Source organism: Cellulosimicrobium sp. PMB13, from assembly GCF_051294865.1.
Classification (GTDB): Bacteria; Actinomycetota; Actinomycetes; order Actinomycetales; family Cellulomonadaceae; genus Cellulosimicrobium.
The window spans coordinates 271142-292264 of record NZ_CP145910.1; the positions used below are offsets into that span (position 1 = coordinate 271142).

Here is a 21123-nt window from a genome sequence, read left to right on the forward strand (position 1 = left end):
TCGTGTCTCGCCGTCCTCGAACGACCGCAGGACGGGCCCCCGCCGCGTGCCTCTCACGACTAAAGCCGTGGACACCCTCCCCCGTCGGCGTGACCCTGAGGGGATGAGCAGCACGAGCAGCACGAGCACCACCGCCGTGACCGCCGCCGATGTCGTCCTCCCCCCGGGGCTCGTCCTCGTCGAGGTGCTCGCCGACGACCCGCCCGTGCGGTCCGCCGACGCTCCGGAGGCGTGGGCCTACCGGGCGATCGCCGACATCGACCGCGAGCTCGAGCTCGCGGCGCACGGCTACGACGACATGGCGCTCGAGGCGCGCGACGTGCTCTCCGGGATGCGGCACCAGGAGTACGCGACGAAGCGTCGCTTCGCCGTCGTCCGGGGGGACGCCCTCGCGCCCGGCGCTCCGCCGCCCGCCGTGGACGACGTCGTCGCGCACCTGTTCGTGGCGTTCCCCACCACGAGCAACCCGCGGCTCGCCGAGCTGTACCCGCAGGTGCGGCCGTCCGCCCGCGGCCAGGGCATCGGCACGGCGCTCCTCGCGGCCGCCGAGCGTCTCGCGGCGGAGGCCGGACGCACCTCGCTCCTGAGCTACACCGTGCAGGGCGCCGAGCCTGCACCGGGCCCGGGCACCGTGGCCGCGACGACGGGGGCGGGGCGCGTCGACGCCGACGCCGCCGGGACGCGGTTCGCCCTGGCGCACGGCTACGTGCTGGAGCAGGTCGACCGGCACTCGGTCCTCGAGCTCCCCGTCCCCGACGGGCTGCTCGAGCGGTTCGGGTCCGAGTCGCGGGCCGCTGCGGGTCCGGACTACCGCCTCGCGACGTGGACGGACGACGTCCCGGACGAGCGCGTGGACGACGTCGCCGCCCTGTTCACCCGCATGAGCACCGACGCGCCGGTCGGCGGCGTCGACTACGAGGAGGACCCGTGGGACGCGCAGCGCGTCCGGACGTGGGTCGACCAGCTGCGCGGCAAGGGCTACGGCTTCCTCATGACGGTCGCGGAGCACGTGCCGTCCGGTGGCCTCGCCGCCTTCACGCTCTTCGAGCACCCGAAGGACCGGCCCCAGTTCGCGCACCAGGAGGACACGCTCGTCCTGCGCGAGCACCGCGGCCGCCGGCTCGGGATGCTCGTCAAGGTCGCGAACCTCGAGGCGCTGGTCGAGGCCCGCCCGGAGACGCGGCGTATCCATACCGGCAACGCCGAGGAGAACGAGCACATGCTGGCGATCAACGTCGCGCTCGGCTTCCGGCCGGCGGGCGGCTGGGCGGCGTGGCAGAAGAAGTCCGGCAGCAGCACCGGCGACCTCGCCGGCACGGCACAGGAGGACGCATGAGCAGCACCACCCGTCCGGGGACGACGGTCCGGATCGAGTCCGTCCTCGCGTCGCTCGACTCGCCCGACGCCTGGGCGGTGCACGGCTCGGTCCTCGTCAGCGAGGCGATCGACCGTGACGTCTACGGCCATACCGACCTCGCGCTCGACGCCGGCACGATCGTCGCCGGCGTGGCCGCCGGGGACTACCGCCGCACGGTCCGGCGGGTCGCCGTCGTGGACGGAGGCGGCAGCGGGGACGACGGGGCGCCACGCCCCGAGGACGTCGTCGGCCGGTCGATGATCGCCCTGCCGCTGCAGGGGAACACCCACGCCGCGATCGTGCACGTGGGGGTCCACCCCGACCACCGCGGCCGCGGCGTCGGGAGCGCGCTGTGGGAGGACGCGCTCGCGATCGCCCGCGAGGCGGGGAGACGGGTCGTCATGGCCGACTCGACCTTCGCGCCCGAGCCTGCGCCCGGGCCGGGTGCGATCGAGGCGCCGACCGGCAGCGGCCGCATCCCCCGGCACGACGCCGCGACGACGTTCGTGCTCGGCCGCGGCTTCTCGCTCGAGCAGGTCATGCGGCACTCGACGCTCGAGCTGCCCGTGCCCCCGGAGCGTCTGGACGCCCTCCGTGACGACGCCCGGCGCCGCGCGGACGGGTACCGCGTGCACGTGTGGACGGACGAGGTGCCCGACGCCTGGATCGACCAGTTCGCCGTGCTCGAGACGCGCATGAGCACGGACGCCCCGAGCGCGGGCCTGGAGATCGAGGAGGACCCGTGGGACGCGCAGCGCGTGCGCACGGCGTCGAAGGAGTTCCACGACCGCGGCCAGGGCTACGTCATCGCGGCGGCGGAGCACGTCGCGACCGGGACGCTGTCCGGGTTCTCGATGGTCGCCTACCCGCACGACAAGCCGGAGGTCGTGTTCCAGGAGGACACGCTCGTGCTGCGCGAGCACCGCGGCCACGGCCTCGGCCTGCTCGTGAAGGTCGCGGTGCTCGACGAGCTCGCCCGCTCGCGCCCCTCCTCGCGGCGCGTCCACACGTGGAACGCGCAGGAGAACGAGCACATGCTCGCGATCAACGTCGCGCTCGGGTTCGCCCCGGCGAGCGTCGACGCCGAGTGGCAGCTTCGCCTGGCAGGCGCCGAGGACACGCCCACCGACTGAGCGTCCGGCAGTGCGGCTGCCCGCTCAGCGGATGCCGTCGAGGAACCGGACGACACGCTCGACCACGAGCGCCGCCGCCTCGAGGTCGTAGGACGGGAGGCTCGGGTCCGTGAACAGGTGCTGGTCGCCGGGATAGAGGAACAGCTCGGCGTCGGGCGTGGAGTCCACGAGCTCGCGCGCCGACTCCAGGTCGCCCTCGCCGACGAAGAACGGGTCGGCGTCCATCCCGTGGACCTGCACCGGGACGCCGTCGGGCCACGCCTCGCCGAACTCGGACACGGGCACGCACGCCTCGAGCAGCACGGCGCCCTTCGCGCCCGCGCGCGTCTGGGCGAGCATCTGCGCGGGCAGCACGCCGAACGAGATGCCCGCGTAGACGAGCCCGGGTCCGAACCCGTCGGCCGCCGACCGACCCCGGTCGACGAGCGTGTCGAACCCCAGCTCCTCGGCGTACCCGATCCCGTCCTCGATGCTGTCGAACGTCTGGCCCTCGAAGAGATCCGGCACGTGCACGACGTTCCCCGCGTCGCGCAGGATGCCGGCGATCTCCTCGATGCCCTCCGTGACGCCCAGGGTGTGGTGGAACAGCAGCACCTCGGCCATGTCTCCTCCGTCTCGTCGTTCGTCGCGGCGCGGCCGCCGCACCGTCGGTCCCATCGTGGTCCGTGACGCGACCTCCCGCCGCTCGTGCGGCGGTCGGGGCCACCGCTCGCCCCCGCCCCACCCGTGCGTCGGTCGCGTGCCCGCCGCCGGGACGTTCGTCAGGCGAGCGGCGGACCTCTCGCGGGACGGGCGGGGTGGGCGTGCGGCGTCGTCGGTCAGTAGCGTGGCCCGCATGACCACCTCGCCCGTACCCCCTCCCGTCGACGCCACCACGACCGCGTCCTGGGACGCGCTGACCGCCCACCGCGACTCGCTGGACCCGAACCTGCGCGGCTGGTTCGCCGCCGACCCGCAGCGCGCGGACCGGCTGACGCACCAGGCGGCCGACCTCACGGTCGACCTGTCGAAGAACCTCGTCACCGACGAGACGCTCGAGCTGCTCACCCGGCTCGCGGACGAGGTGGACCTCGGCGGCCGGCTCGAGGCGATGTTCCGGGGCGAGCACATCAACGTCACGGAGGACCGCGCCGTCCTGCACACGGCGCTGCGCCGGCCCGCTCCGCTCGGCGACGACGAGCACCTCGTGGTCGACGGGCAGGACGTCGACGCGGACGTGCACGCCGAGCTGCACAAGGTGTACGAGTTCGCCGACCGCGTCCGGTCGGGCGAGTGGACGGGCGTGACGGGCGAGCGCGTGCGGACGGTCGTGAACATCGGCATCGGTGGCTCCGACCTCGGGCCGGTCATGGCGTACGAGGCGCTGCTGCCCTACAAGCACGAGGACCTCGAGGTCCGGTTCGTCTCGAACATCGACCCGACCGACGTCGCGGAGAAGACCGCGGGCCTCGACCCGCGCACCACGCTGTTCATCGTCGCGTCCAAGACCTTCGGCACGCTCGAGACGCTGACGAACGCGCGCCTCGCGCGCGACTGGCTGTGGACGTCGCTCGCCGACGTCGGCGCGCTCGACGACAGCGACGAGGCGCGGCGCGACGCCGTCGCGAAGCACTTCGTCGCGGTCTCCACGGCGCTCGACAAGGTCGCCGCGTTCGGCATCGACCCGGCGAACGCGTTCGGCTTCTGGGACTGGGTCGGCGGCCGCTACTCGGTGGACTCGGCGATCGGCACGTCGCTCGCGATCGCGATCGGCCCCGAGCGCTTCGCCGAGCTGCTCGCGGGGTTCCACGCGATCGACGAGCACGTGCGGACCACGCCGTTCGACCGGAACGTCCCCGTGCTGATGGGTCTGCTCAACGTCTGGTACGTGAACTTCCTCGACGCGCACACGCACGCCGTGCTGCCGTACGCCCAGTACCTGCACCGCTTCCCGGCGTACCTGCAGCAGCTGACGATGGAGTCGAACGGCAAGCGCGTGCGCTGGGACGGCTCTCCCGTGACGACCGAGACCGGCGAGATCTTCTGGGGCGAGCCCGGCACGAACGGCCAGCACGCGTTCTACCAGCTCATCCACCAGGGCACGCGGCTGATCCCGGCGGACTTCATCGCCGTGGCGAACCCGGCACACCCGCTCACGGACGAGGTCGGCGACGGGGGTGCGGTCCAGCCGGGCGCCGACGTGCACGGGCTGTTCCTCGCGAACTACTTCGCGCAGACGAAGGCGCTCGCGTTCGGCAAGACGGCCGACGAGGTGCGGGCCGAGGGCACGGACGAGGCGCTCGTCTCCGCCCGGACCTTCCCGGGCAACCGCCCCACGACGTCGATCCTCGCGCCGGCGCTCACGCCGTCGGTCCTCGGGCAGCTCATCGCGCTGTACGAGCACATCACGTTCGTCCAGGGCATCGTGTGGGGCATCGACAGCTTCGACCAGTGGGGCGTCGAGCTCGGCAAGAAGCTCGCGCTCGAGATCGCGCCCGCGGTCGCCGGTGACGAGGCCGCGCTCGCCGCGCAGGACCCCTCGACCGAGGCGCTCATCACGCGCTACCTCGAGCTGCGCGACTGATCGCAGCCCGCGCCGAGCACGACCTTGGGGTCGCTATCCGTCGGATAACGACACCAAGGTCGTGCTCGCGGGCGAGCAGGGTCGTGCTCGGCCGGGCTCAGGCCTCCTGGCACTCCCCGGGCGCTGAGGCCGACGTCGCTTCCGGGCAGAGCAGGTGCACCCATCTCCGCGACCCGAACGCGTCCCGCGTCGCATCGACGAAGAGCTCGACCCCGTCAATCTGCGGCCCGACACGGTAGTAGTGCACGATCGGGTCGCCCTCGGTCGTCGGCATCGTGACCACGAGCTCCGCGCCCGTCGCGGCGGCGTCGTCGAGGCAGCGGTACAAGTCGTCAGGGACGGACTCCCCCTGGTCGAGCTGCACATCGCCGCAGGAGACCAGCGGCGCACGGTCGACGAACGCCGCCGGAGCGCCTGTCGTCGCGCACCCGGCCACGACGAGGAGCCCTGACGCCACCTGGACCAGGACCGCGACGCGCATCGTCCGCCTCATACCCACGTCGTGTCGGGACGCCCCGCGGTCTTGCACCCCGCCGCCGTCCACCTGGCGATCGTCGGGACACGGAGGAGACGGGAGTCGGGCCGGGTGCGCCACGGATCAGTCCGCGTTCCCCGACGGCACCTTGTCCTTGACGTCCTCGTACGACGTCTCCGCCGGCGCCTCGGCCGGGGCGTAGATCAGCCGCACGACGCCCGTCGGGAACGCCTCGGACCGCAGGAGCGTCAGCGGGTAGCGGGGCGCGCCCTCGTCGAACAGCCGCTCGCCCGCCCGGGCTGCGACAGGGTGGACGAGGAGGCGCAGCTCGTCGAGCAGGCCGGCCGCGAGGAGCTGTCGCACGATCGAGATCGACCCGGCGACGAGGATCCGGCGCGTTCCGGGCTCGTCCTTCAGCGTGCGCACCGCCTCGACGAGGTCGCCGTCGAGCCGCTCGACGTGGCGCCACCCGAGGTCCTGGTCGCCGCGCGTCGCCACGACCTTGCGCGTGTCACCGAGGCGCTTCGCGAACTCCGCGTCCTCCTCGCCCGCGGCCTCCCGGTCCGGCCACGCGCCGGCGAAGCTGTCGTACGTGACACGGCCGAGCAGCAGGACGTCGACCTCCTGGTAGTCGTCGTCGACCGCGGACGCCATGTTGTCGTCGAAGTACGGGAAGTGCCACTCCGGGTCGATCTCGGCCACGCCGTCGAGCGAGATGAACAGGGTGGAGACGAGGGTCGCCATGAGAGTCCTCCGGGTCGGTGCGAACGGGTCGGTGCGAACGGGTCGGTGCGAACGGGTCGGTGCGAACGGGTCGGTGCGAACGGGTCGGTGCGAACGGGTCGGTGCGAACGGGTCGGTGCGAACGGGTCGGTGCGAACGGGTCGGTGCGAACGGGTCGGTGCGAACGGGTCGGTGCGAACGGGTCGGTGCGAACGGGTCGGGCCGGACGGGTCCTGCACGGACACGGGATGGACCACGCCCGGCCGCACAACTCATCGGTCAGCAGCCCATCCTGCCGAACCCCGGATTGCGTGTCCTTCAGGGCGCGGATCGGCCCATAACCCGGGGTTCGGCCGATCGAGACGACCGTCTCGCTGCGGGAGGCCTTCGACGACCTCGAGACGCCGCGCCGTCTCGCGAACACGACGTCGCACGCCCGCGAGAACGACCTGAGGGTCGCCATCAGGCGGATATCGACCCTCAGGTCGTGTTCGGCGACCCGCGATCAGCGGCGCAGGCCCAGGGCGACGACGGCGCCGACGGCCAGGTGCTCGGCGAGCAGGACGACGACCGCCCCCGCGCTCGCGCCGCCGAGCGGGCCCAGCAGCGATATGAGCAGCACGACGGCGCACGTCACGAGCCAGGCCCGCTCACCGCGCCCCGGGGTCGACGCGCGGAGCCGCCCGAGCAGCGCGCGCACGCCCCACCCGGCGCACCCGACGACGAGCGTGACCACGACCACCGCGCCCAACCCGACCTCCTGGGTCGCCGCGCCCGACCGCGCCCCGACGTCCACCCCGGCGGCCGTCCCGACGAGCCACACGGCCGCGGCGACCACCGCGGCGGCGAGCGGGACGGACCAGCGGGGCACACGTCGTCGGGCATCGGGTGCGGCCTGGGCGGACCCGCCGCCCGGACTGACGCCGGGCGCGGTCGGGGCGGACCCGCTGTCCGGCCGGACTCCGACGGTGCTCGGACCCGAGTCGGCCCGGGTGGGCGAGGTCCCGAGCGGGCGGGACGAGCTCTGCGACGTGGACATGATGGCCTCCTTCGTCACGCGGCCGGAGCCGCGGCCGGCCTCGTGCCGACGCCCCCACGCTGCCGCGATATACGACGCGGCCGCGCCCGTCCGACGTCGGCGGCCGGCCCGCCCGGAGGCGGGGGCGACCCCCTACGGGCCGACAGCGACCCCCGACCTTGGTCGGTGTCCGCCCGGGGGCCGTGCCGCCTAGCGTCACCGACATGAGCACTCCCCGTCCGAACTACCAGGTCCCGCGCGGTCCAGCCGTCACCGCGGCCGTCGACCCGACCATCACCCCGACGACCGCCCCCGCCCTCGACTGCGCGCCTCTTGCCGGTCCCCCGGTCCTCGCAACCTCCTCCGCGCGCCACGACCCGACGGCCCGCGTCATGCCGTGGTCGTGGGTCGTCGCGGCGTGGGCCGCTGTCGCGGTGCTCACGCTCCTGTCGCTCGTGCCGCTCCTCGACGCGGACGCGTCGCCCGCGGCGGCGCTCGACGTCGCCGTGGCGGTCGCCGCAGTCGCTGCGCTCCCTCTGCTGTGGACGCGACGTCCGGTCCCGGTGGCCGTCGCCCTTGCGGCGCTCGTCGCGGTGTCCGGCGCCGCGACGCCCGCGTCGACCGTCGCGACGCTGCACGTCGCGCGCTGGTACCCGGTGCGGACCGCGCTGCCGGTCGCGCTCGCCGGGTTCGCGGGCCACGCCGTCCAGGCGCTGTGGCGTGACGTCGCCCTGCCGCTCGGCTGGTGGCTGCTCTGCGATCTCGCCGTCCACGCGGCCCTCCTCGGCTGGGGTGCGTACTGGCAGGCACGCGCCGAGCTTCTGCAGTCCCTGCGCGGGCGCGCACGCCGGGCCGAGGCCGACGCCGAGCGTCGCGTCGTCGAGGCCCGCCTCGCCGAGCGCACACGCATCGCGCGCGAGATGCACGACACGCTCGCCCACCGCCTGTCGCTCCTCGCCTCGACGGCGGGCGCGCTCGAGTACCGTCCCGACGCCCCGCCCGAGCGGCTCGCGGCCGCCGCGGCGCTCGTGCGCGAGGGCGTGAGCGCGGCGCTCGACGACCTACGCGACGTCGTCCGGGTGCTCCGCGACCTGCCCGACGACGGCCGCCCGGTGGACGAGGTCCGGCTCGCGCCGCAGCCGACGCTGCCCGACGTCGACCGGCTCGTCGCCGAGGTCCGCGCGGCGGGAGGCGACGTGGCCTACGAGCGCACGGGCGACGTCGTGCCGCCGCCCGCGGTCGCCGTCGCGGCGTACCGCGTCGCGCAGGAGGGCCTGACGAACGCCCGGCGCCATGCGCCCGGCAGCCCGGTGGCGCTGCGGGTCGCGGTGTCGCCCGGCGAGGTGCGCGTCGTGGTGTCCGACGCCGGCGCTCGCCTCGTGCCCGCCGCTCCCCCCGCCGTCGGGGTAGGCACGGGGACGGGCCTCGTCGGCCTGCGCGAGCGCGTCGACCTGCTGGGCGGACGGCTCGACGCCGGGCCCCGCGACGGCCTGGACGACGCCGGCTGGGTCCTCGACGCCCGGCTACCGTGGGGCGCATGAGCGCCGACACGCCGACGGGGCAGCCCCGGCGCACACGCCTCGTCGTCGTCGACGACGACGCGCTCGTGCGCTCCGGGCTGCGGATGATGCTCGACGGGGCGAGCGGCATCGAGGTCGTGGGCGAGGCCGGAGACGGCGGCGCGGTGGCGGGCGTGCTCGACGCGCACCCGGCCGACGTCGTGCTCATGGACCTGCGGATGCCCGGCGTCGACGGGATCGAGGCGACGCGGCGGGTGCGGGCACGGTCGGACGCACCGGCCGTCGTCGTGCTCACGACCTTCGACTCCGAGGAGGAGGTCGCGGGCGCGCTGCACGCCGGGGCGTCGGGCTACCTGCTCAAGGACATGGCACCCGAGCGGATCGTCGCCGCGGTGCTCGCCGCGGCCGCCGGCGAACCCGTGCTCTCGCCCGCGATCGCGCGGCGGCTCATGACGTCCGCGGCCTCGGCGGGAGGCGCGCGCGAGCGGGCGCTCGCGACGCTGGGCCGTCTCACCGCGCGCGAGCGGGACGTGGCGGTCGAGATCGGGCGCGGAGCGAGCAACGCCGAGATCGCGGCACGCCTCTACCTCTCGGTCCCGACCGTCAAGGCCCACGTGTCGAACGTGCTGCTCAAGCTGGGCGTCGAGAACCGGACCCAGGTGGCGCTCGTCGTCCACGACGCCGGCGCAGACGCCCGGACCTGAGCGCGAGCGCACCCCGCCGACCACGGTTTCGCTCGGTCAGTCGCCGGGCCACTCGCCCGTCCAGCGCTCGAACGCGCGGGCACCGCCGCGGTCGATGAGCGCCTTGACCGCGGCGTAGATCGCCCCCTGGATGAGGGCGGCGAGCAGGATCTCCTTGAGCGGGTACTCCGACTGGAGAGGGCTCGGGGCGTCCTTGCGGTCCCCGGGCGCCACGCGCTTGTACACCTGCTTGAACACCTGACCCGCGACGAGGCCACCGACGATCGAGCTCACGAGCCCGACGGGTCGGTAGAGGATCTTCGCAGACTTGCTGCCACCCTTCTCGGGCAGGTTCTCGCCGATCGATGCGTCGCTCATCCCTCGACGCTAGGACCAGCCTGGCGTCGTCGCGCGCCGAACGGGTCGGGTCGTCGTGCTCAGGCCGGCACGACGGCGCACCCGGCGGGGTCGAGCGCGACGTCGACCTCGTGGCCCGGCACCCAGGCGATCGCCTCGCCCGCCTCGCGCCCTGCGAGCGCGACGACGCGGACAGTGCCCGCGCCGCCCACGCCGCCCGCGCTACCCGCGCTACCCGCGCTGCCCGGGAGCGCGACGTCGACCGTGACCTCCGTCGCGCCCCGACGGAACACGCTCCCGACGACCGTCCCGCGCCACGGGCCAGGGCGAGCGGCCACCCCGTGGACCGGCGACCCCGACACGTCCGGCGTCCCGGCGACGCGCAGCCCCCGCGGCCCGACCGCCAGCATCCCGTCGCGCGCGTCAGGGTGAGGGGACACCCCGGTGAGCTCGCGGCCTGCCAGGTCGGAGAGCGGGAGGAACGCCTGGTAGCCCAGGAACTCGGCGACGCGGCGCGACGACGGCTCGCGCCACAGCTCCTCCGGCGGCGCGACCTGGAGCACGCGGCCGGCGTCCATGACCGCGACGCGGTCGGCCACGGTGAAGGCCTCGTCGTGGTCGTGCGTGACGAACACGGCCGTCGTGCCCGTCGCCTGGAGAGCGGCGCGCAGGTCGAGCGCGAGCCGCTCGCGCAGCCCCCGGTCGAGCGCCGAGAGCGGTTCGTCGAGCAGCAGCAGGCGCGGGCGGGGAGCGAGCGACCGCGCGAGGGCGACGCGCTGGCGCTCGCCGCCGCTGAGCGTCGTCACCGCGCGCCGCTCGTACCCCGCCAGCCCGACGACGCCCAGCAGCTCGCGCACCCGGTCGTCGCGCTCGGCGCGCGGCACGTCCGCGATCCCGTAGGCGACGTTGCCCGCGACGTCGCGGTGCGGGAACAGCTGTCCCTCCTGGAACATGAGCCCGAACCCGCGCCGGTGCACGGGCACGCCCGCGAGATCGTCGCCCGCGAAGCGCACCGTGCCGGCGGCGACCGGTTCCAGTCCCGCGACGGCGCGCAGCAGGCTGGACTTGCCGCACCCGCTCGGCCCGAGCAGCGCGAGCACCTCGCCGGGCGCGACGTCGAGCGACACCCCCGCGACCGCCGTCGTGCGCGGGTCGCGGCGCGAGGCGCCGTCGTAGCGCACGACGACGTCGCGCACCTCGAGCCCCGCGCCGTCCGCCGCGTGCTGCGCGGGTCGCGGCGCCGGGCCCTGCGCGACGGTCCGCGCAGTCGGGTCGGTCTGCACCATCAGAACTCTCCTCCGGGGCGGTCGCCGCGCAACCGCTCGGCGAGCAGCATGACGACGGCGGTGAGCAGGGCCAGGACGACGCTCGCCGCGAGCGCCATGCCCTGGTTCTCGGCGCCGGGACGGCCGACGAGCCGGAAGATCACGACCGGCAGGGTCGCGGTGTCGGGGCGCGCGAGGAACGACGTCGCGCCGAACTCGCCGAGCGAGACCGCGAACGCGAACCCGACCGCGAGGCCGAGCGACCGCGCGGCGATCGGCCCGTCGACGCTGCGGAACACGCGGCCCGGTGCGGCGCCGAGGGTCGCGGCGGCCTCCCGCAGCCGGGGATCGATCGCGCGCAGCGTCGGCAGCACGGTGCGCACGACGAGCGGGATCGCGACGACGGCCTGCGCGATCGGGACCAGGAGACCCGAGGTGCGCAGGTCGACGTCGAGCCCCAGCGGCCGGTCGAGCGTGATGAGGAACCCGAACCCGACGGTCACCGCGGAGACGCCGAGCGGGAGCATGAACACCGAGTCGAGCGCCCCGATCGCCCGGCGGCCCGTGCGCGACCGCGGGCGCCGGGACACGACGAGCGCGACGAGACCCCCGATCGCGACCGCGAGCACCGTCGCGAGCGCCGCGGTGCGCAGCGAGTTCCCCGCCGCCTCCCACACGGTGACGGACAACGCGTTGCGACCGCCCGTCGTGCCGAGGTTCGCGTAGTTGTCGAGGCCCCACCCGCCGCCCGGCACGCGCAGCGACCGCACGACGAGCGTCGCGAGCGGCAGCCCGACGAGCACCACGACCACGACGGCGGTCAGCGCGGCGGGCAGGAGGTCGCCGCCGGGGCGTCCGCGCACCGGGCCGCGCGCAAGGCCGCCTGCCGAGCCACCCGTCGATCCACCGGCCGGTCCGCCAACCGGCCCGCCAGCCGGTCCGCGCTGCCACAGGCGCAGCGGGTGCGCGGCGCTCGACGCGGCGGTGAGCGTCAGCGCCCGCTCGCGCCGGGCGCGCGTGCGGTTCGCGACCGCGAGCGCCGCGACGACCACAGCGAGCTGCACGACCGACAGGACCGCGGCGGTGCGCAGGTCGAGGAACTGGGTCGTCTGGATCCAGATCTCCGTCTCGATCGTGCCGTAGCGGATGCCGCCGAGCACGAGGACGACGCCGAAAGCCGTCGCGCAGAAGAGGAACACGATGGACGCGGCGCTCGCGATCGCCGGGGCCAGGGCGGGCAGGGTGACGGTCCGGAACGCGCGCCACGGCGTCGCGCCGAGCGCGCGCGCGGCCTGCTCGGCACGCGGGTCGAGGTGCTCCCACAGCCCGCCGACCGTGCGCACGACGACCGAGTAGTTGAAGAACACGAGCGCCACGACGATCGCGGCGAACGTCCCGTCGAGCCGCAGGAACCCGAGCGGCCCGCCGTCGACGAGCAGCGTGCGGAACGCGACGCCCACGACGACCGTGGGGAGCACGAACGGCACGGTGACGAGCGCGCGCAGGACGCGACGCCCGCGGAACCGGCACCGGTACAGCACGTACGCGCCGGGAACCCCGAGCAGCAGGGAGAACGTCGTGCCGAGCACGGCCTGCCACAGCGTCAGCCCGACGATCCGCCACGTCCGGGGAGCGGAAAACACCTCCGCGAACCCCGAGAGGTCGAGGCCGCCGTCGGACCCCACGAACCCGCGCGCCACGAGCGACACCACCGGCCACACGAAGAACACGCCGAGGAACGCGAGCGGCACCGCCGCCGCGACCCCCCACAGCACCCCGCGCCGAGCACGGGACCATCCACCCCCGAGCACGGGGTTGCCCACCGGATTCCGGCGAGACCGGTGGACAACCCCGTGTTCGGCAGGCGGCCGGGCGGTGGTCAGTCGACGACCGTCGCCGTCCACGCCTTGATCCACTCGTCGCGGTGCGCGTCGATGTCCTCGGGTGCCACCTCGAACGGATCGTCGGAGAGCGGCGCGAACTGCTCCCACTCGGCGGGCAGCGCGACGGTGTCGTCGACGGGGTACATGTACATCTGGCCCGGGACGTCGGCCTGGAACGTCTCGCTCACGAGGAAGTCGACGAGCTGCTGCGCGCCCTCGGGGTTCTCGGCCCCGGCGAGGACGCCCGCGTACTCGACCTGGCGGAAGCACGTCTCGAGCAGCGCGCCCGTCGTGGACGACGTCCCGTCCTCCGAGACCGTGAACGCGGGCGAGGTGGAGTACGACAGGACCAGCGGCCGGTCGCCCGCGCCCTCGCCGCCGGAGAAGTCGACGGAGTACGCGTCGGACCAGCCGTCGACGACCTTGACGCCGTTGGCACGCAGGTCGGCCCAGTACTGCTCCCACCCGTCCTCGCCGAACGCACCGACGGTCGCGAGGAGGAAGGCCAGGCCGGGCGACGACGTCGCGGGGTTGGTCACGACGAGCAGGTCGCGGTACTCGGGCTCCGTGAGGTCATCGAGCGTCACGGGCTCGGGGACGCCCTGCTCGGTGAACCAGGTGTGGTCGACGTTGACGCACACGTCGCCGAGGTCGACCGGCGTGAGCTCGCCGTCGCCCACGGCGTACTGCTCGGCCGACGCCGGCAGGTCGGCGGGCGTGTACGGGTCGAGCACGCCCTCGTCGATCGCCCGCGTCGCGAAGGAGTTGTCGATCCCGAAGACGACGTCGCCGAGCGGCGATCCCTTCGTGAGCACGAGCTGGTTGACGAGCGCGCCGCCGTCGCCGGGCGCGACCTGCTCGACGGTGAGCCCGCTCTCCTCCTCGAACGCGGCGAGCACGTCGTCGCTCACGGCGAAGGAGTCGTGCGTCACGAGGGTCACGGTGCCCGACGACGCGTCGTCGCCCCCGGCCGCGTCGTCGCCCCCGCTGCACGCGGCGGCCGCGAGGAGCGTGACCACGGCGAGGGACGCCGTCGTGACGTGCCGGCCGGACCGTGGCGCCCGACGGCGGGTGGTGTGCTGCATGTGTCCTCCCAGGACGTTCAGGAGGGGTCCATCCGCACGCGACGGCCGTGCCGACGCGGACGGGTGATCGAGATCCCGACTTCCTCCACCGGTGCTAACCGGATCAGGTTCGAGGGTCTGCGGTGGTCCGCACTCTCAGCTCCTCAGGAGCTCCCCTGTCGTTCCCGTGGAGCCTACACCGGGCGGCGGTGGGCCCAGACGATGTCGACGACCATGCCCAGCACCATCAGGCCGAGCGCCGGCCACAGGGCGATGACGCCGAACCGGACCGGCAGGTCGACGCCGAGCGCAGCCACCACCGTGACGGCGACGATCCACACGACGGCGACGACGGCGCTGACCTTGGTCCACCACGCCGCGTCGCGCAGCCGCTTGGGTCCCTCGGGGAATCGTGCGGCGTACTCGTCGGGCGCCCCGAAGAACTCCTCGAGCACGATGCCCTCCTGCGCGTGGGCGTCCACCTCCGCGACGATGTCGGCGACGTCCTTCTCCGCAACGCCTCGAAGGCGCAGCGCGAACGCCAGGTCCCGTTGGTACGTCATGCCCTCTCCCCCCTGTCCGCCAGCGCGTCGAGCTGCGCCAGCACCGTACGGATCGCCTCGTGGTCGTCGCGCAGCCGCTGGGCGCCGCGTTCCGTCAGCTCGACCACCTTGCGTGCCGGGCCCGAGCCGTCGACGTCCCAGCGGGACGTCAGCAGCCCGTGGTGCTCGAGCTCCCGCAGGAGGGGGTAGAGCGTCCCGCCCTGCACCCCGGTGAACCCTGCGGAACGGAGCTGGGCCACCAGCGCATACCCGTGGTTCGGGGACACCTGGAGAGCGGACAGCACCGCGGTCGGGAGCACCGCCCGCTGCACGTTCTCGACCGTGTCCGTCGACGCCATACGGGAAGCGTAGGGCTTGCTAGTGTGAATCTCTACCTATTGTTGCGTGATGCATAGGTCGGCGGATCGACCACACCACGGACGGGACGGGAGCGGCCCTGGAAGCGCCGTGCACGCGCCCTGGGTCGTGGTGCGCAGGACCACCCGACGAGATGCGAGAAGTGGTCCTGGCCGGCGTCGCCCGCGGGACAACTTCTCGCATCTCACGGCGCACGCGCGCCGGCGCCGGACTTCCTACTACGGTGGTCGCAGCACACCCGGGCACCGCCGGGCCGCCGACCGATGGAGGAGCACCCGTGGCAGACACCGAGGAGAAGGCCACTCTCGCCGTCAAGGTAGGGACCGTCGCGCTGACGTTCGCGGCCGGCTGGGCGGCGCAGAAGCTCGTCACGGTCGTCTGGGCGAAGGTCACCGGGCACGACGCCCCGAAGGACCTCGACGACGAGGAGGTCGGCATCGTCTCGGCCGTCACGTTCGCCGCCGTCGCCGCAGGGGTCGGCGTCCTCGCCCGCCGGTTCGCCGGCAAGGAGGCCAAGCGCGTCGTGACGCGCTTCCTCTCCTGAACCGGCCCCGGGACCGGCCCGCCGTGACCCAGGCCCCGGTACCCTGGCGCGCGTGACGGATCCCGTCCCCATGACCACTCCCCCCGCGTCGACGACGACCGACGCAGACCCGAGCGACGCCGCCGGACCGACCGACGAGTCGGTGCTGCGCGCGGGCCTGCGCGTCCTCGCGGACGCAGGCCGCCTGCTCGCGCGGCACTGGCCTGCCCTCGTGGCGGTGGCGGTGCTCGCGCAGGTCGCCCACGAGCTCGCGCTGCGGGCCGCGCTCGCCGTCGCGCCGTCGTCGGGCGAGCTGGGGCTGCTCGTCCTGTGCTTCTCGCCGCTCGCGACGGTCGTCGGCATCGTCGTCATGCTGCACGTGCTGCGGCGCGAGCCGCGCGACGACCGTGACCGCATCGAGGTGCGCGCGCTGCTCGGGTCGATCGCGTCGGTGCTCGTGCCCTACCTCGTCATCTACGAGTTCTACGGCGGGCTGTCCTCCGACTGGCAGGCCTACGTCGACTCGGCGGCGCTCGACCACGCGTTCGCCGCGGGTGCCGGGATCGAGACCGCCAACCCGGTCCCCGAGGGCTTCGGGCTCACCGTCGTGCTGCTCGTGGCCGGCGCGCTGCTCGCCCGCACCCTCCTCGAGCGCGTCGCGAAGCGCCTGGAGCGGGGCGTCGTCGAGGCGGGCGGGGAAGCGCGGCGCAGCGCCCGCACGGCTGCCGTGCGCATCGCCGCCGGGTACTGCGAGGTCGTGTGGATCGTCGTCGGCGCGTTCACCGTCACGGCGGTCGTGGGGCAGGTCCGCGACTGGTGGACCTCACGCGTCGTCGTCGTCGAGGTGACGACGTGGTGGGACGGCGTCGTCGCGCGCGTGGACCTCCTCCGGCCGCTGGTCGACGCCCTCGGCCCGACGACGTCGCTCCTGCTCGCCGGGATCGTCACCGGGCTCGTGGTCCCGCTCGCGTGGCTCACGCTCGGCACGATCGTCTACGGCGTAGAGGCGATCGACGTCGTCGACCCCGTGCACGCGCCGGCCGACGCCGGGGGACGGACCGCCCGCGTCGTCGACCGGTTCAACCGCACGCTCGGCGCGAGCGGCGCACGCAAGGCGTGGGAGCTCATGCTCGACCCGGGCCGGCGCTTCGGCGGCCTCGTCGGCGCGCTCGGCATGCTGTGGCGCAGCCGGTGGAGCGCGGTGCTGCTCTTCTGCGTCGCGTTCGCGCTGCTCACTCTGGCCGAGCAGGTCGTCTTCACGGCCGCCCAGGCCGTTCTCGGTCAGCCCGGGGTCGTCGTGTGGCGCGCGGTGATCGGGCCGCTCGAGACCGTCGCGACCGTCGTCGTCCAGGTCCTCACGACCGTGCTCCTCGCCGCCGCGGCCGACGCCCTGCTCGCGAATCTCGGGCTGCCGTCGGCGCTGCGGACCCGTCGTGCGCAGCGCGCGCCGCGAGACAGCGACGCACGGCCGAGATAGCGACGTACGGCCGAGATAGCGACGTACGGCGCCCAGAACCTGGGTGCTGTGCCCGTACATCGCTATCTCGGTGACCCTGGACACCTCAACCTCGCGATCAGCGCACGGAGAGCGACCAGTAGTCCGGGAGGAGCTCCGGCTCGACGAGGCGCACCTCGGCGGGCTCGGCGTCGTCGGGCGTGAGGAAGTACTGCGTGGCGCGGCTCGAGACGGCACCCGTGCACACGGGCGGGTCGGTCATCGGCATGCCGGGCAGCGACGACGCGCCCGCGCTGAACTCGCGGCCGGACGTGTCGAGCAGCACGACCTCGCACGCGGAGTACGCCTCCTCCGCGCTCGCCGCGCCGGGCAGGACGTCCGAGCGCACGGAGAGGTCGACGGCCCACAACGTGTACCCGTCCGGGGCCTCGACGCGGCCGTCGAAGCCGTCGTCGAGCCAGTCGACGATCTCGATCCCGGCGAGACGGGCCCGCACGTCGCCGACCTGCGCCCAGCCCTCCGCGTCGGCCGCGTGGGAGCGGTGCGGCTCCGACGCCCACCACCCCTGCACCGCGTCGGAGCGCCAGGTGAGCGCGCCGAGCACCGCGAGCGCGACCACGAGCACGACCAGCCGCCAGCGGTTCGCGCGCCACCATCCGACGCCGCCCACGCCGTCGCCGCCGCCGCCGCCGCCGCCGCTCAACCGTCCCACCCACCCGGGACGAGCGCGGGAGCGAGCACCTCGACGGCGTCGCCGTCCGCCGGAGCCTCGACGTGGCCGAGGTCGACCTCGGCGACGGCCTGCGGGCGGTCGACGTCCGCGTCCTGGTGCTCCGTGAGCACGCGCAGCACGAGGTCTCCCTCGAGCGCCCGGGCCGGGACCTCGACCACGACGGTCCCCGCCTCGGGGACGTCCGGTCCCACGAACGTGCTCATCATCGAGTTGCTCACCCGGTGCGAGGCCTCGTGGTCGCGACCCTCGGCGTCACGCAGCTCCAGCACGTCGATGCCTGCCTCTCGCGTCGTGCCGGACACCGCGAGGTCGACGGCGACCCAGACGCCGTCGGTCGTGAGCGTGTCGAAGGCGTCCTCGAGCACCGTGCCGGTCCGGACGTCGTCGACGCGCACGCGCACGGGCCCTGCCGTGACCGTCTCGCCCACGGCGCCGCGCGACGTCGTCGACGTGAGCGTGGGCCACCACGTGTCGACGCGCGCGACGGCGGCGCCGACCACGACCGCGAGGACGAGCAGGACGACGGTCACGACCCGGTCGACCCGGCGCGGGCGCGGGGTCACGGGCGCACCGGACGGTGCGGGCGGTGGCGGCCCGACGACGGTCGCCGCGGTGCTCTGCTCGCTCACCAGCCCACCTCGTCCTCGGGCGGGTCGACGATGCTCGGCGGGACGTCGCCGGGCGGGACGTCCACGAGCACCACCTCGCCCGTCTCGGCCCACCGCCGTCCGCCCCCGATCGTCATGTCCCGGTAGCGGAACGTCGGGAGGGTCACGGTGAGCGGCTCGGCGGCCGTGGCCGGCGCGTCGGCCGCTGCCGCCTGGTCCTCGACCGTCACGTGCCACAGGAGCGCGACGTCCTCCGGCAGGCCCGGTTGCAGCACGGGAAACGGCGAGGCGTCGCGCACGAGCAGCGTCGCCTCCGGACGGTCGGGCTCCGCCTCTCCCGCGAGCGCCAGGCCGCCGGGAAGCTCCGCCGGGAGCGTCACGGCCGCGTCGCCGAGGCGACGCGACTCACGATCGGTGTCGAGCGCGCCCACGACCACGAGCAGCCACGCGTCGGCCCCGGCGTCCTCGAGCGCGGAGACCTGGACGTCGTCGGTCACGGACCACGACCGCACCGTGAGGTCGAACGGCCCGGTCGGGACCGGCTCGCCCGCGGCGGCCCGGACCGGCCCCGCGTCGGCGGCGACGTGCTGCGCGAGACCCCCGGCCGCCGTCGTGCCCACCACGACACCGAGCACGACCGCCAGGGCCGTCCGGCGCTGCCACGTCCCGACGACGGCCCGCGCCACGGGCACGGCGCGGGCGGCCCTCGGCGACGTCGTGATCACGCCGCGCATCCTACGGTGGTGCGGGCGGTGCCGTCAGGCGCCGCGGACGAACACCGTCGTGATCGGCCCCACGACGACGACGTAGACCAGGGCGAGCAGCACCGAGTGCAGGACGCAGAACAGCAGCGCCTGCCCGAGCGTCCCGGGCTCGCGCAGGTGCCGCGCGAGCTTGCGCACGAACTGCGTCGGGTGCAGCAGGTCCCAGCTGTTGAAGCGCACGTACCGACCGAGGTAGATGCCCACGGTGACGAGCACGAGCACGACGGCCACGGCGACCCAGGTGCCCGGCCGGGTGAACGGCGCGTCGTCGTCGGGGTAGCGCAGGACGGCGTACAGCATCTGCGCGACCAGCACGTTGACGACCGTGTTGAGCACACCGGACAGCGCGAGCGTCAGCACCGCGACGATGTCGTACCACAGCGGAACCCCTTCACCGTCCTTGCGGTGGTTGAGGTTCAGCTCGGTGACGAGGTATCCGGCGTTCGGCAGCAGGACCAGCCAGACGAGCGTCCCCAGCACGGCCACCGCCGTGACGACCCACGGTGTCACCCCGGCGGCGAGGAGCGTCGCGTCGACGAGCACGACCGCCCCGAGCACGAAGACGGGAACGATCGAGAGCCCGAGGTTGAGCAGCATGGGCCGGTACACCGCGGTGCGGTACACGAGGGCCCGCAGCAGGATGAGCGCCAGCGCGTAGACGTTGAGCAGCGCGACGCCGCCGAAGAGCCAGGTGAGCACCCTCCTACGCTACGGGTGACTCGCCGCGCGGGCCTGGGACGACGCCGATAGCGTGGAACTCGGCGAACCCTCCCCGTGCCCGAGGACGGGCACCTCCCCCCAGGAGCGACATGGCACGGCAGGACGAGAACCCGGCGACGCCCCGACACCTCGCTCCCGAGGCCACGGCCGGGCCACCGGCACCGAGCACGTCACCGACCCTCATGCTCGCCCTGGCGACCATCGGGTTCGCGGTGAACTTCTGGGCGTGGGCGCTCATCAGCCCGCTCGGCGCCGCGTACGGCCAGCTGTACGACCTCACCGACGTCCAGGTCTCGGTGCTCGTGGCGGTGCCGGTCGTCGTCGGCTCGCTCGGCCGCATCCCCATCGGCGCCCTCACGGACCGGTTCGGCGCCCGCGTGATGTTCCCGCTCGTGAGCGCGGCGACGATCCTGCCCGTGCTGTTCGTCGGGCTCGTCGCGGACAGCTTCGTCGCGCTCCTCGTCGGCGGCTTCTTCCTCGGCCTCGGCGGCACGGCCTTCGCGGTCGGCGTGCCGTTCGTCAACGCCTGGTACCCGCCGGCCCGGCGCGGCACCGCGATCGGGATCTTCGGCATGGGCATGGGCGGGACGGCGATCTCCGCGTTCACGACCGTGCGCATCCGTGACGCCTGGGGGGACGCGGCGCCGTTCCTGCTCGTCGCGGCGATCCTCGCGGTGTTCGCGGTCGTGTCGTGGCTGCTGCTGCGCGACGCGCCCGGGCGCGCGGCGGGTGCCACCGGGGGCTTCTGGGCCCGGACGTGGTCGACGTTCCGGATGCCCGTCACGCTCCAGCTCTCGTGGCTCTACGCCGTCGGCTTCGGCGGCTTCGTCGCGTTCTCCGTGTACCTGCCGACGTTCCTCGTCAACGCCTACGACCTCACCGTGTCCGACGCCGCGGCGCGCACAGCGGGCTTCGTCGTGCTCGCCGTGGTCATGCGGCCCGTCGGCGGCACGCTCTCGGACCGGTTCGGCGGCGTCCCGGTGTCGGTCGTGTGCTTCGCCGGCGTCACGGCGCTCGCCGCCGTCGTCGCGTTCCAGCCGTCGCTCGTCCCCGTGGGGACGATCGCGTTCCTCGGCCTGGCCGCCGCGCTCGGTGCGTCCTCCGGCGCGACGTTCGCGCTCGTCGCGAAGGTCGCGCCGCCGGACAAGGTCGGCGCCGTGACGGGGCTCGTCGGCGCCGCGGGCGGCCTCGGCGGGTTCATCCCGCCGCTGCTCATGGGCGCCGTCTACCAGCTCGAGGGCACGTACGGGCTCGGCTTCGGGCTGCTCGCCCTCACCGCGCTCGCGACGCTCCTCTTCACGCTCGGCCCGGTCCGCCGGGGCGTCCGGGCGCGCGAGGCGGCGGCGTCCGTCTGACCG

At 74.4% G+C, this 21123-nt stretch carries 22 protein-coding genes and 1 riboswitch; of the genes, 8 read left to right on the forward strand and 14 right to left on the reverse strand.

Going from position 1 to position 21123, the window contains the following annotated elements:
* Positions 1 to 103 precede the first annotated feature (103 nt).
* Positions 104 to 1336, forward strand: coding sequence for an N-acetyltransferase family protein (locus tag V5D56_RS01425; RefSeq protein ID WP_435737284.1), 1233 nt, complete (start codon positions 104 to 106; stop codon positions 1334 to 1336).
* Positions 1333 to 2490 carry a GNAT family N-acetyltransferase gene (locus tag V5D56_RS01430; RefSeq protein ID WP_435737285.1) on the forward strand — a complete coding sequence of 386 codons (1158 nt, stop codon included), beginning with the start codon at positions 1333 to 1335 and terminating at the stop codon, positions 2488 to 2490. Before V5D56_RS01425 ends, V5D56_RS01430 begins: the two co-directional genes overlap by 4 nt.
* Before the next feature lie 24 nt (positions 2491 to 2514).
* Here V5D56_RS01430 and V5D56_RS01435 read toward each other — a convergent pair whose 3' ends face one another.
* Positions 2515 to 3093 carry a dienelactone hydrolase family protein gene (locus tag V5D56_RS01435; protein WP_435737286.1) on the reverse strand — a complete coding sequence of 193 codons (579 nt, stop codon included), beginning with the start codon at positions 3091 to 3093 and terminating at the stop codon, positions 2515 to 2517.
* A gap of 232 nt (positions 3094 to 3325) precedes the next feature.
* Here V5D56_RS01435 and pgi point away from each other — a divergent pair, with 232 nt between their 5' ends.
* A complete protein-coding gene (gene pgi / locus V5D56_RS01440) occupies positions 3326 to 5053 on the forward strand; it encodes a glucose-6-phosphate isomerase (protein ID WP_435737287.1) in 1728 nt (575 codons plus the stop codon).
* Positions 5054 to 5150: 97 nt separating this feature from the next.
* Here pgi and V5D56_RS01445 read toward each other — a convergent pair whose 3' ends face one another.
* The 3 genes from V5D56_RS01445 to V5D56_RS01455 form a co-directional block, all read right to left on the reverse strand.
* Positions 5151 to 5546, reverse strand: a complete 396-nt coding sequence (locus V5D56_RS01445) for a hypothetical protein (protein ID WP_435737288.1) — start codon at positions 5544 to 5546, stop codon at positions 5151 to 5153.
* 105 nt (positions 5547 to 5651) lie between these two features.
* Positions 5652 to 6272, reverse strand: a complete 621-nt coding sequence (locus V5D56_RS01450; RefSeq protein WP_435737289.1) for a dihydrofolate reductase family protein — start codon at positions 6270 to 6272, stop codon at positions 5652 to 5654.
* A gap of 484 nt (positions 6273 to 6756) precedes the next feature.
* Positions 6757 to 7290, reverse strand: coding sequence for a DUF6069 family protein (locus V5D56_RS01455; RefSeq protein WP_435737290.1), 534 nt, complete (start codon positions 7288 to 7290; stop codon positions 6757 to 6759).
* Between the two features lie 203 nt (positions 7291 to 7493).
* On the opposite strand from V5D56_RS01455, the gene V5D56_RS01460 reads away from it, so the two are divergent.
* Complete coding sequence (locus V5D56_RS01460; protein WP_435737291.1) at positions 7494 to 8810, forward strand: sensor histidine kinase; 1317 nt, start codon at positions 7494 to 7496, stop codon at positions 8808 to 8810.
* Complete coding sequence (locus tag V5D56_RS01465) at positions 8807 to 9493, forward strand: response regulator (protein WP_435737292.1); 687 nt, start codon at positions 8807 to 8809, stop codon at positions 9491 to 9493. Before V5D56_RS01460 ends, V5D56_RS01465 begins: the two co-directional genes overlap by 4 nt.
* 36 nt (positions 9494 to 9529) lie before the next feature.
* On the opposite strand, the gene V5D56_RS01470 is transcribed toward V5D56_RS01465, so the two are convergent.
* The 6 genes from V5D56_RS01470 to V5D56_RS01495 all read right to left on the reverse strand — a co-directional run bounded on the left by V5D56_RS01470 (position 9530) and on the right by V5D56_RS01495 (position 14942).
* Entirely contained in the window at positions 9530 to 9850 is a 321-nt protein-coding gene (locus V5D56_RS01470; RefSeq protein WP_435737293.1) for a DUF4235 domain-containing protein, read from the reverse strand.
* A gap of 59 nt (positions 9851 to 9909) precedes the next feature.
* Positions 9910 to 11115 (reverse strand): ABC transporter ATP-binding protein, encoded by a 1206-nt coding sequence (locus V5D56_RS01475; RefSeq protein ID WP_435737294.1) that lies wholly within the window; start codon positions 11113 to 11115, stop codon positions 9910 to 9912.
* Positions 11115 to 12869 (reverse strand): ABC transporter permease, encoded by a 1755-nt coding sequence (locus V5D56_RS01480; protein WP_435737295.1) that lies wholly within the window; start codon positions 12867 to 12869, stop codon positions 11115 to 11117. Before V5D56_RS01480 ends, V5D56_RS01475 begins: the two co-directional genes overlap by 1 nt.
* A gap of 104 nt (positions 12870 to 12973) precedes the next feature.
* Positions 12974 to 14062: a thiamine ABC transporter substrate-binding protein gene (locus V5D56_RS01485; protein WP_435737296.1), complete on the reverse strand. Its 1089-nt coding sequence runs from the start codon at positions 14060 to 14062 to the stop codon at positions 12974 to 12976.
* A gap of 63 nt (positions 14063 to 14125) precedes the next feature.
* A riboswitch (TPP riboswitch) is annotated at positions 14126 to 14229 on the reverse strand.
* A 6-nt stretch (positions 14230 to 14235) separates the two neighbouring features.
* The gene (locus tag V5D56_RS01490; RefSeq protein WP_435737297.1) at positions 14236 to 14604 is read right to left on the reverse strand and encodes a hypothetical protein; all 369 of its coding nucleotides are present in this window, start codon (positions 14602 to 14604) and stop codon (positions 14236 to 14238) included.
* Positions 14601 to 14942 (reverse strand): PadR family transcriptional regulator, encoded by a 342-nt coding sequence (locus V5D56_RS01495; RefSeq protein ID WP_435737298.1) that lies wholly within the window; start codon positions 14940 to 14942, stop codon positions 14601 to 14603. The genes V5D56_RS01490 and V5D56_RS01495 overlap by 4 nt, the downstream gene beginning before the upstream one ends.
* A gap of 296 nt (positions 14943 to 15238) precedes the next feature.
* Between V5D56_RS01495 and V5D56_RS01500 the strand changes: the two genes are divergently transcribed.
* Positions 15239 to 15505 (forward strand): DUF4235 domain-containing protein, encoded by a 267-nt coding sequence (locus V5D56_RS01500; RefSeq protein WP_435737299.1) that lies wholly within the window; start codon positions 15239 to 15241, stop codon positions 15503 to 15505.
* A 52-nt stretch (positions 15506 to 15557) separates the two neighbouring features.
* Positions 15558 to 16961, forward strand: coding sequence for a hypothetical protein (locus V5D56_RS01505; RefSeq protein WP_435737300.1), 1404 nt, complete (start codon positions 15558 to 15560; stop codon positions 16959 to 16961).
* A 97-nt stretch (positions 16962 to 17058) separates the two neighbouring features.
* Here the strand turns inward: V5D56_RS01505 and V5D56_RS01510 are convergent, their stop codons facing one another.
* From V5D56_RS01510 to V5D56_RS01525, 4 genes are read right to left on the reverse strand one after another with little or no spacing between them, the layout of a single operon-like run.
* Entirely contained in the window at positions 17059 to 17643 is a 585-nt protein-coding gene (locus V5D56_RS01510; RefSeq protein ID WP_435737301.1) for a hypothetical protein, read from the reverse strand.
* On the reverse strand, positions 17640 to 18302 hold the full coding sequence (locus V5D56_RS01515; protein ID WP_435737302.1) for a hypothetical protein: 663 nt from the start codon (positions 18300 to 18302) through the stop codon (positions 17640 to 17642). Before V5D56_RS01515 ends, V5D56_RS01510 begins: the two co-directional genes overlap by 4 nt.
* Entirely contained in the window at positions 18299 to 19006 is a 708-nt protein-coding gene (locus V5D56_RS01520) for a hypothetical protein (protein ID WP_435737303.1), read from the reverse strand. The genes V5D56_RS01515 and V5D56_RS01520 overlap by 4 nt, the downstream gene beginning before the upstream one ends.
* Before the next feature lie 33 nt (positions 19007 to 19039).
* Entirely contained in the window at positions 19040 to 19744 is a 705-nt protein-coding gene (locus V5D56_RS01525; RefSeq protein ID WP_435737304.1) for a DUF1361 domain-containing protein, read from the reverse strand.
* 110 nt (positions 19745 to 19854) lie between these two features.
* On the opposite strand from V5D56_RS01525, the gene V5D56_RS01530 reads away from it, so the two are divergent.
* Complete coding sequence (locus tag V5D56_RS01530) at positions 19855 to 21120, forward strand: MFS transporter (protein WP_435737305.1); 1266 nt, start codon at positions 19855 to 19857, stop codon at positions 21118 to 21120.
* The last annotated feature ends 3 nt before the right edge of the window (positions 21121 to 21123 follow it).

What these genes read in the sequence shown, in the direction of transcription:
- V5D56_RS01425 (WP_435737284.1), top strand. Translation starts at nt 104, where the DNA reads ATGAGCAGCACGAGCAGCACGAGCACCACCGCCGTGACCGCCGCCGAT.
- V5D56_RS01430 (WP_435737285.1), top strand. Translation starts at nt 1,333, where the DNA reads ATGAGCAGCACCACCCGTCCGGGGACGACGGTCCGGATCGAGTCCGTC.
- V5D56_RS01435 (WP_435737286.1), bottom strand. Translation starts at nt 3,093, where the DNA reads ATGGCCGAGGTGCTGCTGTTCCACCACACCCTGGGCGTCACGGAGGGC.
- pgi (WP_435737287.1), top strand. Translation starts at nt 3,326, where the DNA reads ATGACCACCTCGCCCGTACCCCCTCCCGTCGACGCCACCACGACCGCG.
- V5D56_RS01445 (WP_435737288.1), bottom strand. Translation starts at nt 5,546, where the DNA reads ATGAGGCGGACGATGCGCGTCGCGGTCCTGGTCCAGGTGGCGTCAGGG.
- V5D56_RS01450 (WP_435737289.1), bottom strand. Translation starts at nt 6,272, where the DNA reads ATGGCGACCCTCGTCTCCACCCTGTTCATCTCGCTCGACGGCGTGGCC.
- V5D56_RS01455 (WP_435737290.1), bottom strand. Translation starts at nt 7,290, where the DNA reads ATGTCCACGTCGCAGAGCTCGTCCCGCCCGCTCGGGACCTCGCCCACC.
- V5D56_RS01460 (WP_435737291.1), top strand. Translation starts at nt 7,494, where the DNA reads ATGAGCACTCCCCGTCCGAACTACCAGGTCCCGCGCGGTCCAGCCGTC.
- V5D56_RS01465 (WP_435737292.1), top strand. Translation starts at nt 8,807, where the DNA reads ATGAGCGCCGACACGCCGACGGGGCAGCCCCGGCGCACACGCCTCGTC.
- V5D56_RS01470 (WP_435737293.1), bottom strand. Translation starts at nt 9,850, where the DNA reads ATGAGCGACGCATCGATCGGCGAGAACCTGCCCGAGAAGGGTGGCAGC.
- V5D56_RS01475 (WP_435737294.1), bottom strand. Translation starts at nt 11,115, where the DNA reads ATGGTGCAGACCGACCCGACTGCGCGGACCGTCGCGCAGGGCCCGGCG.
- V5D56_RS01485 (WP_435737296.1), bottom strand. Translation starts at nt 14,062, where the DNA reads ATGCAGCACACCACCCGCCGTCGGGCGCCACGGTCCGGCCGGCACGTC.
- V5D56_RS01490 (WP_435737297.1), bottom strand. Translation starts at nt 14,604, where the DNA reads ATGACGTACCAACGGGACCTGGCGTTCGCGCTGCGCCTTCGAGGCGTT.
- V5D56_RS01495 (WP_435737298.1), bottom strand. Translation starts at nt 14,942, where the DNA reads ATGGCGTCGACGGACACGGTCGAGAACGTGCAGCGGGCGGTGCTCCCG.
- V5D56_RS01530 (WP_435737305.1), top strand. Translation starts at nt 19,855, where the DNA reads ATGGCACGGCAGGACGAGAACCCGGCGACGCCCCGACACCTCGCTCCC.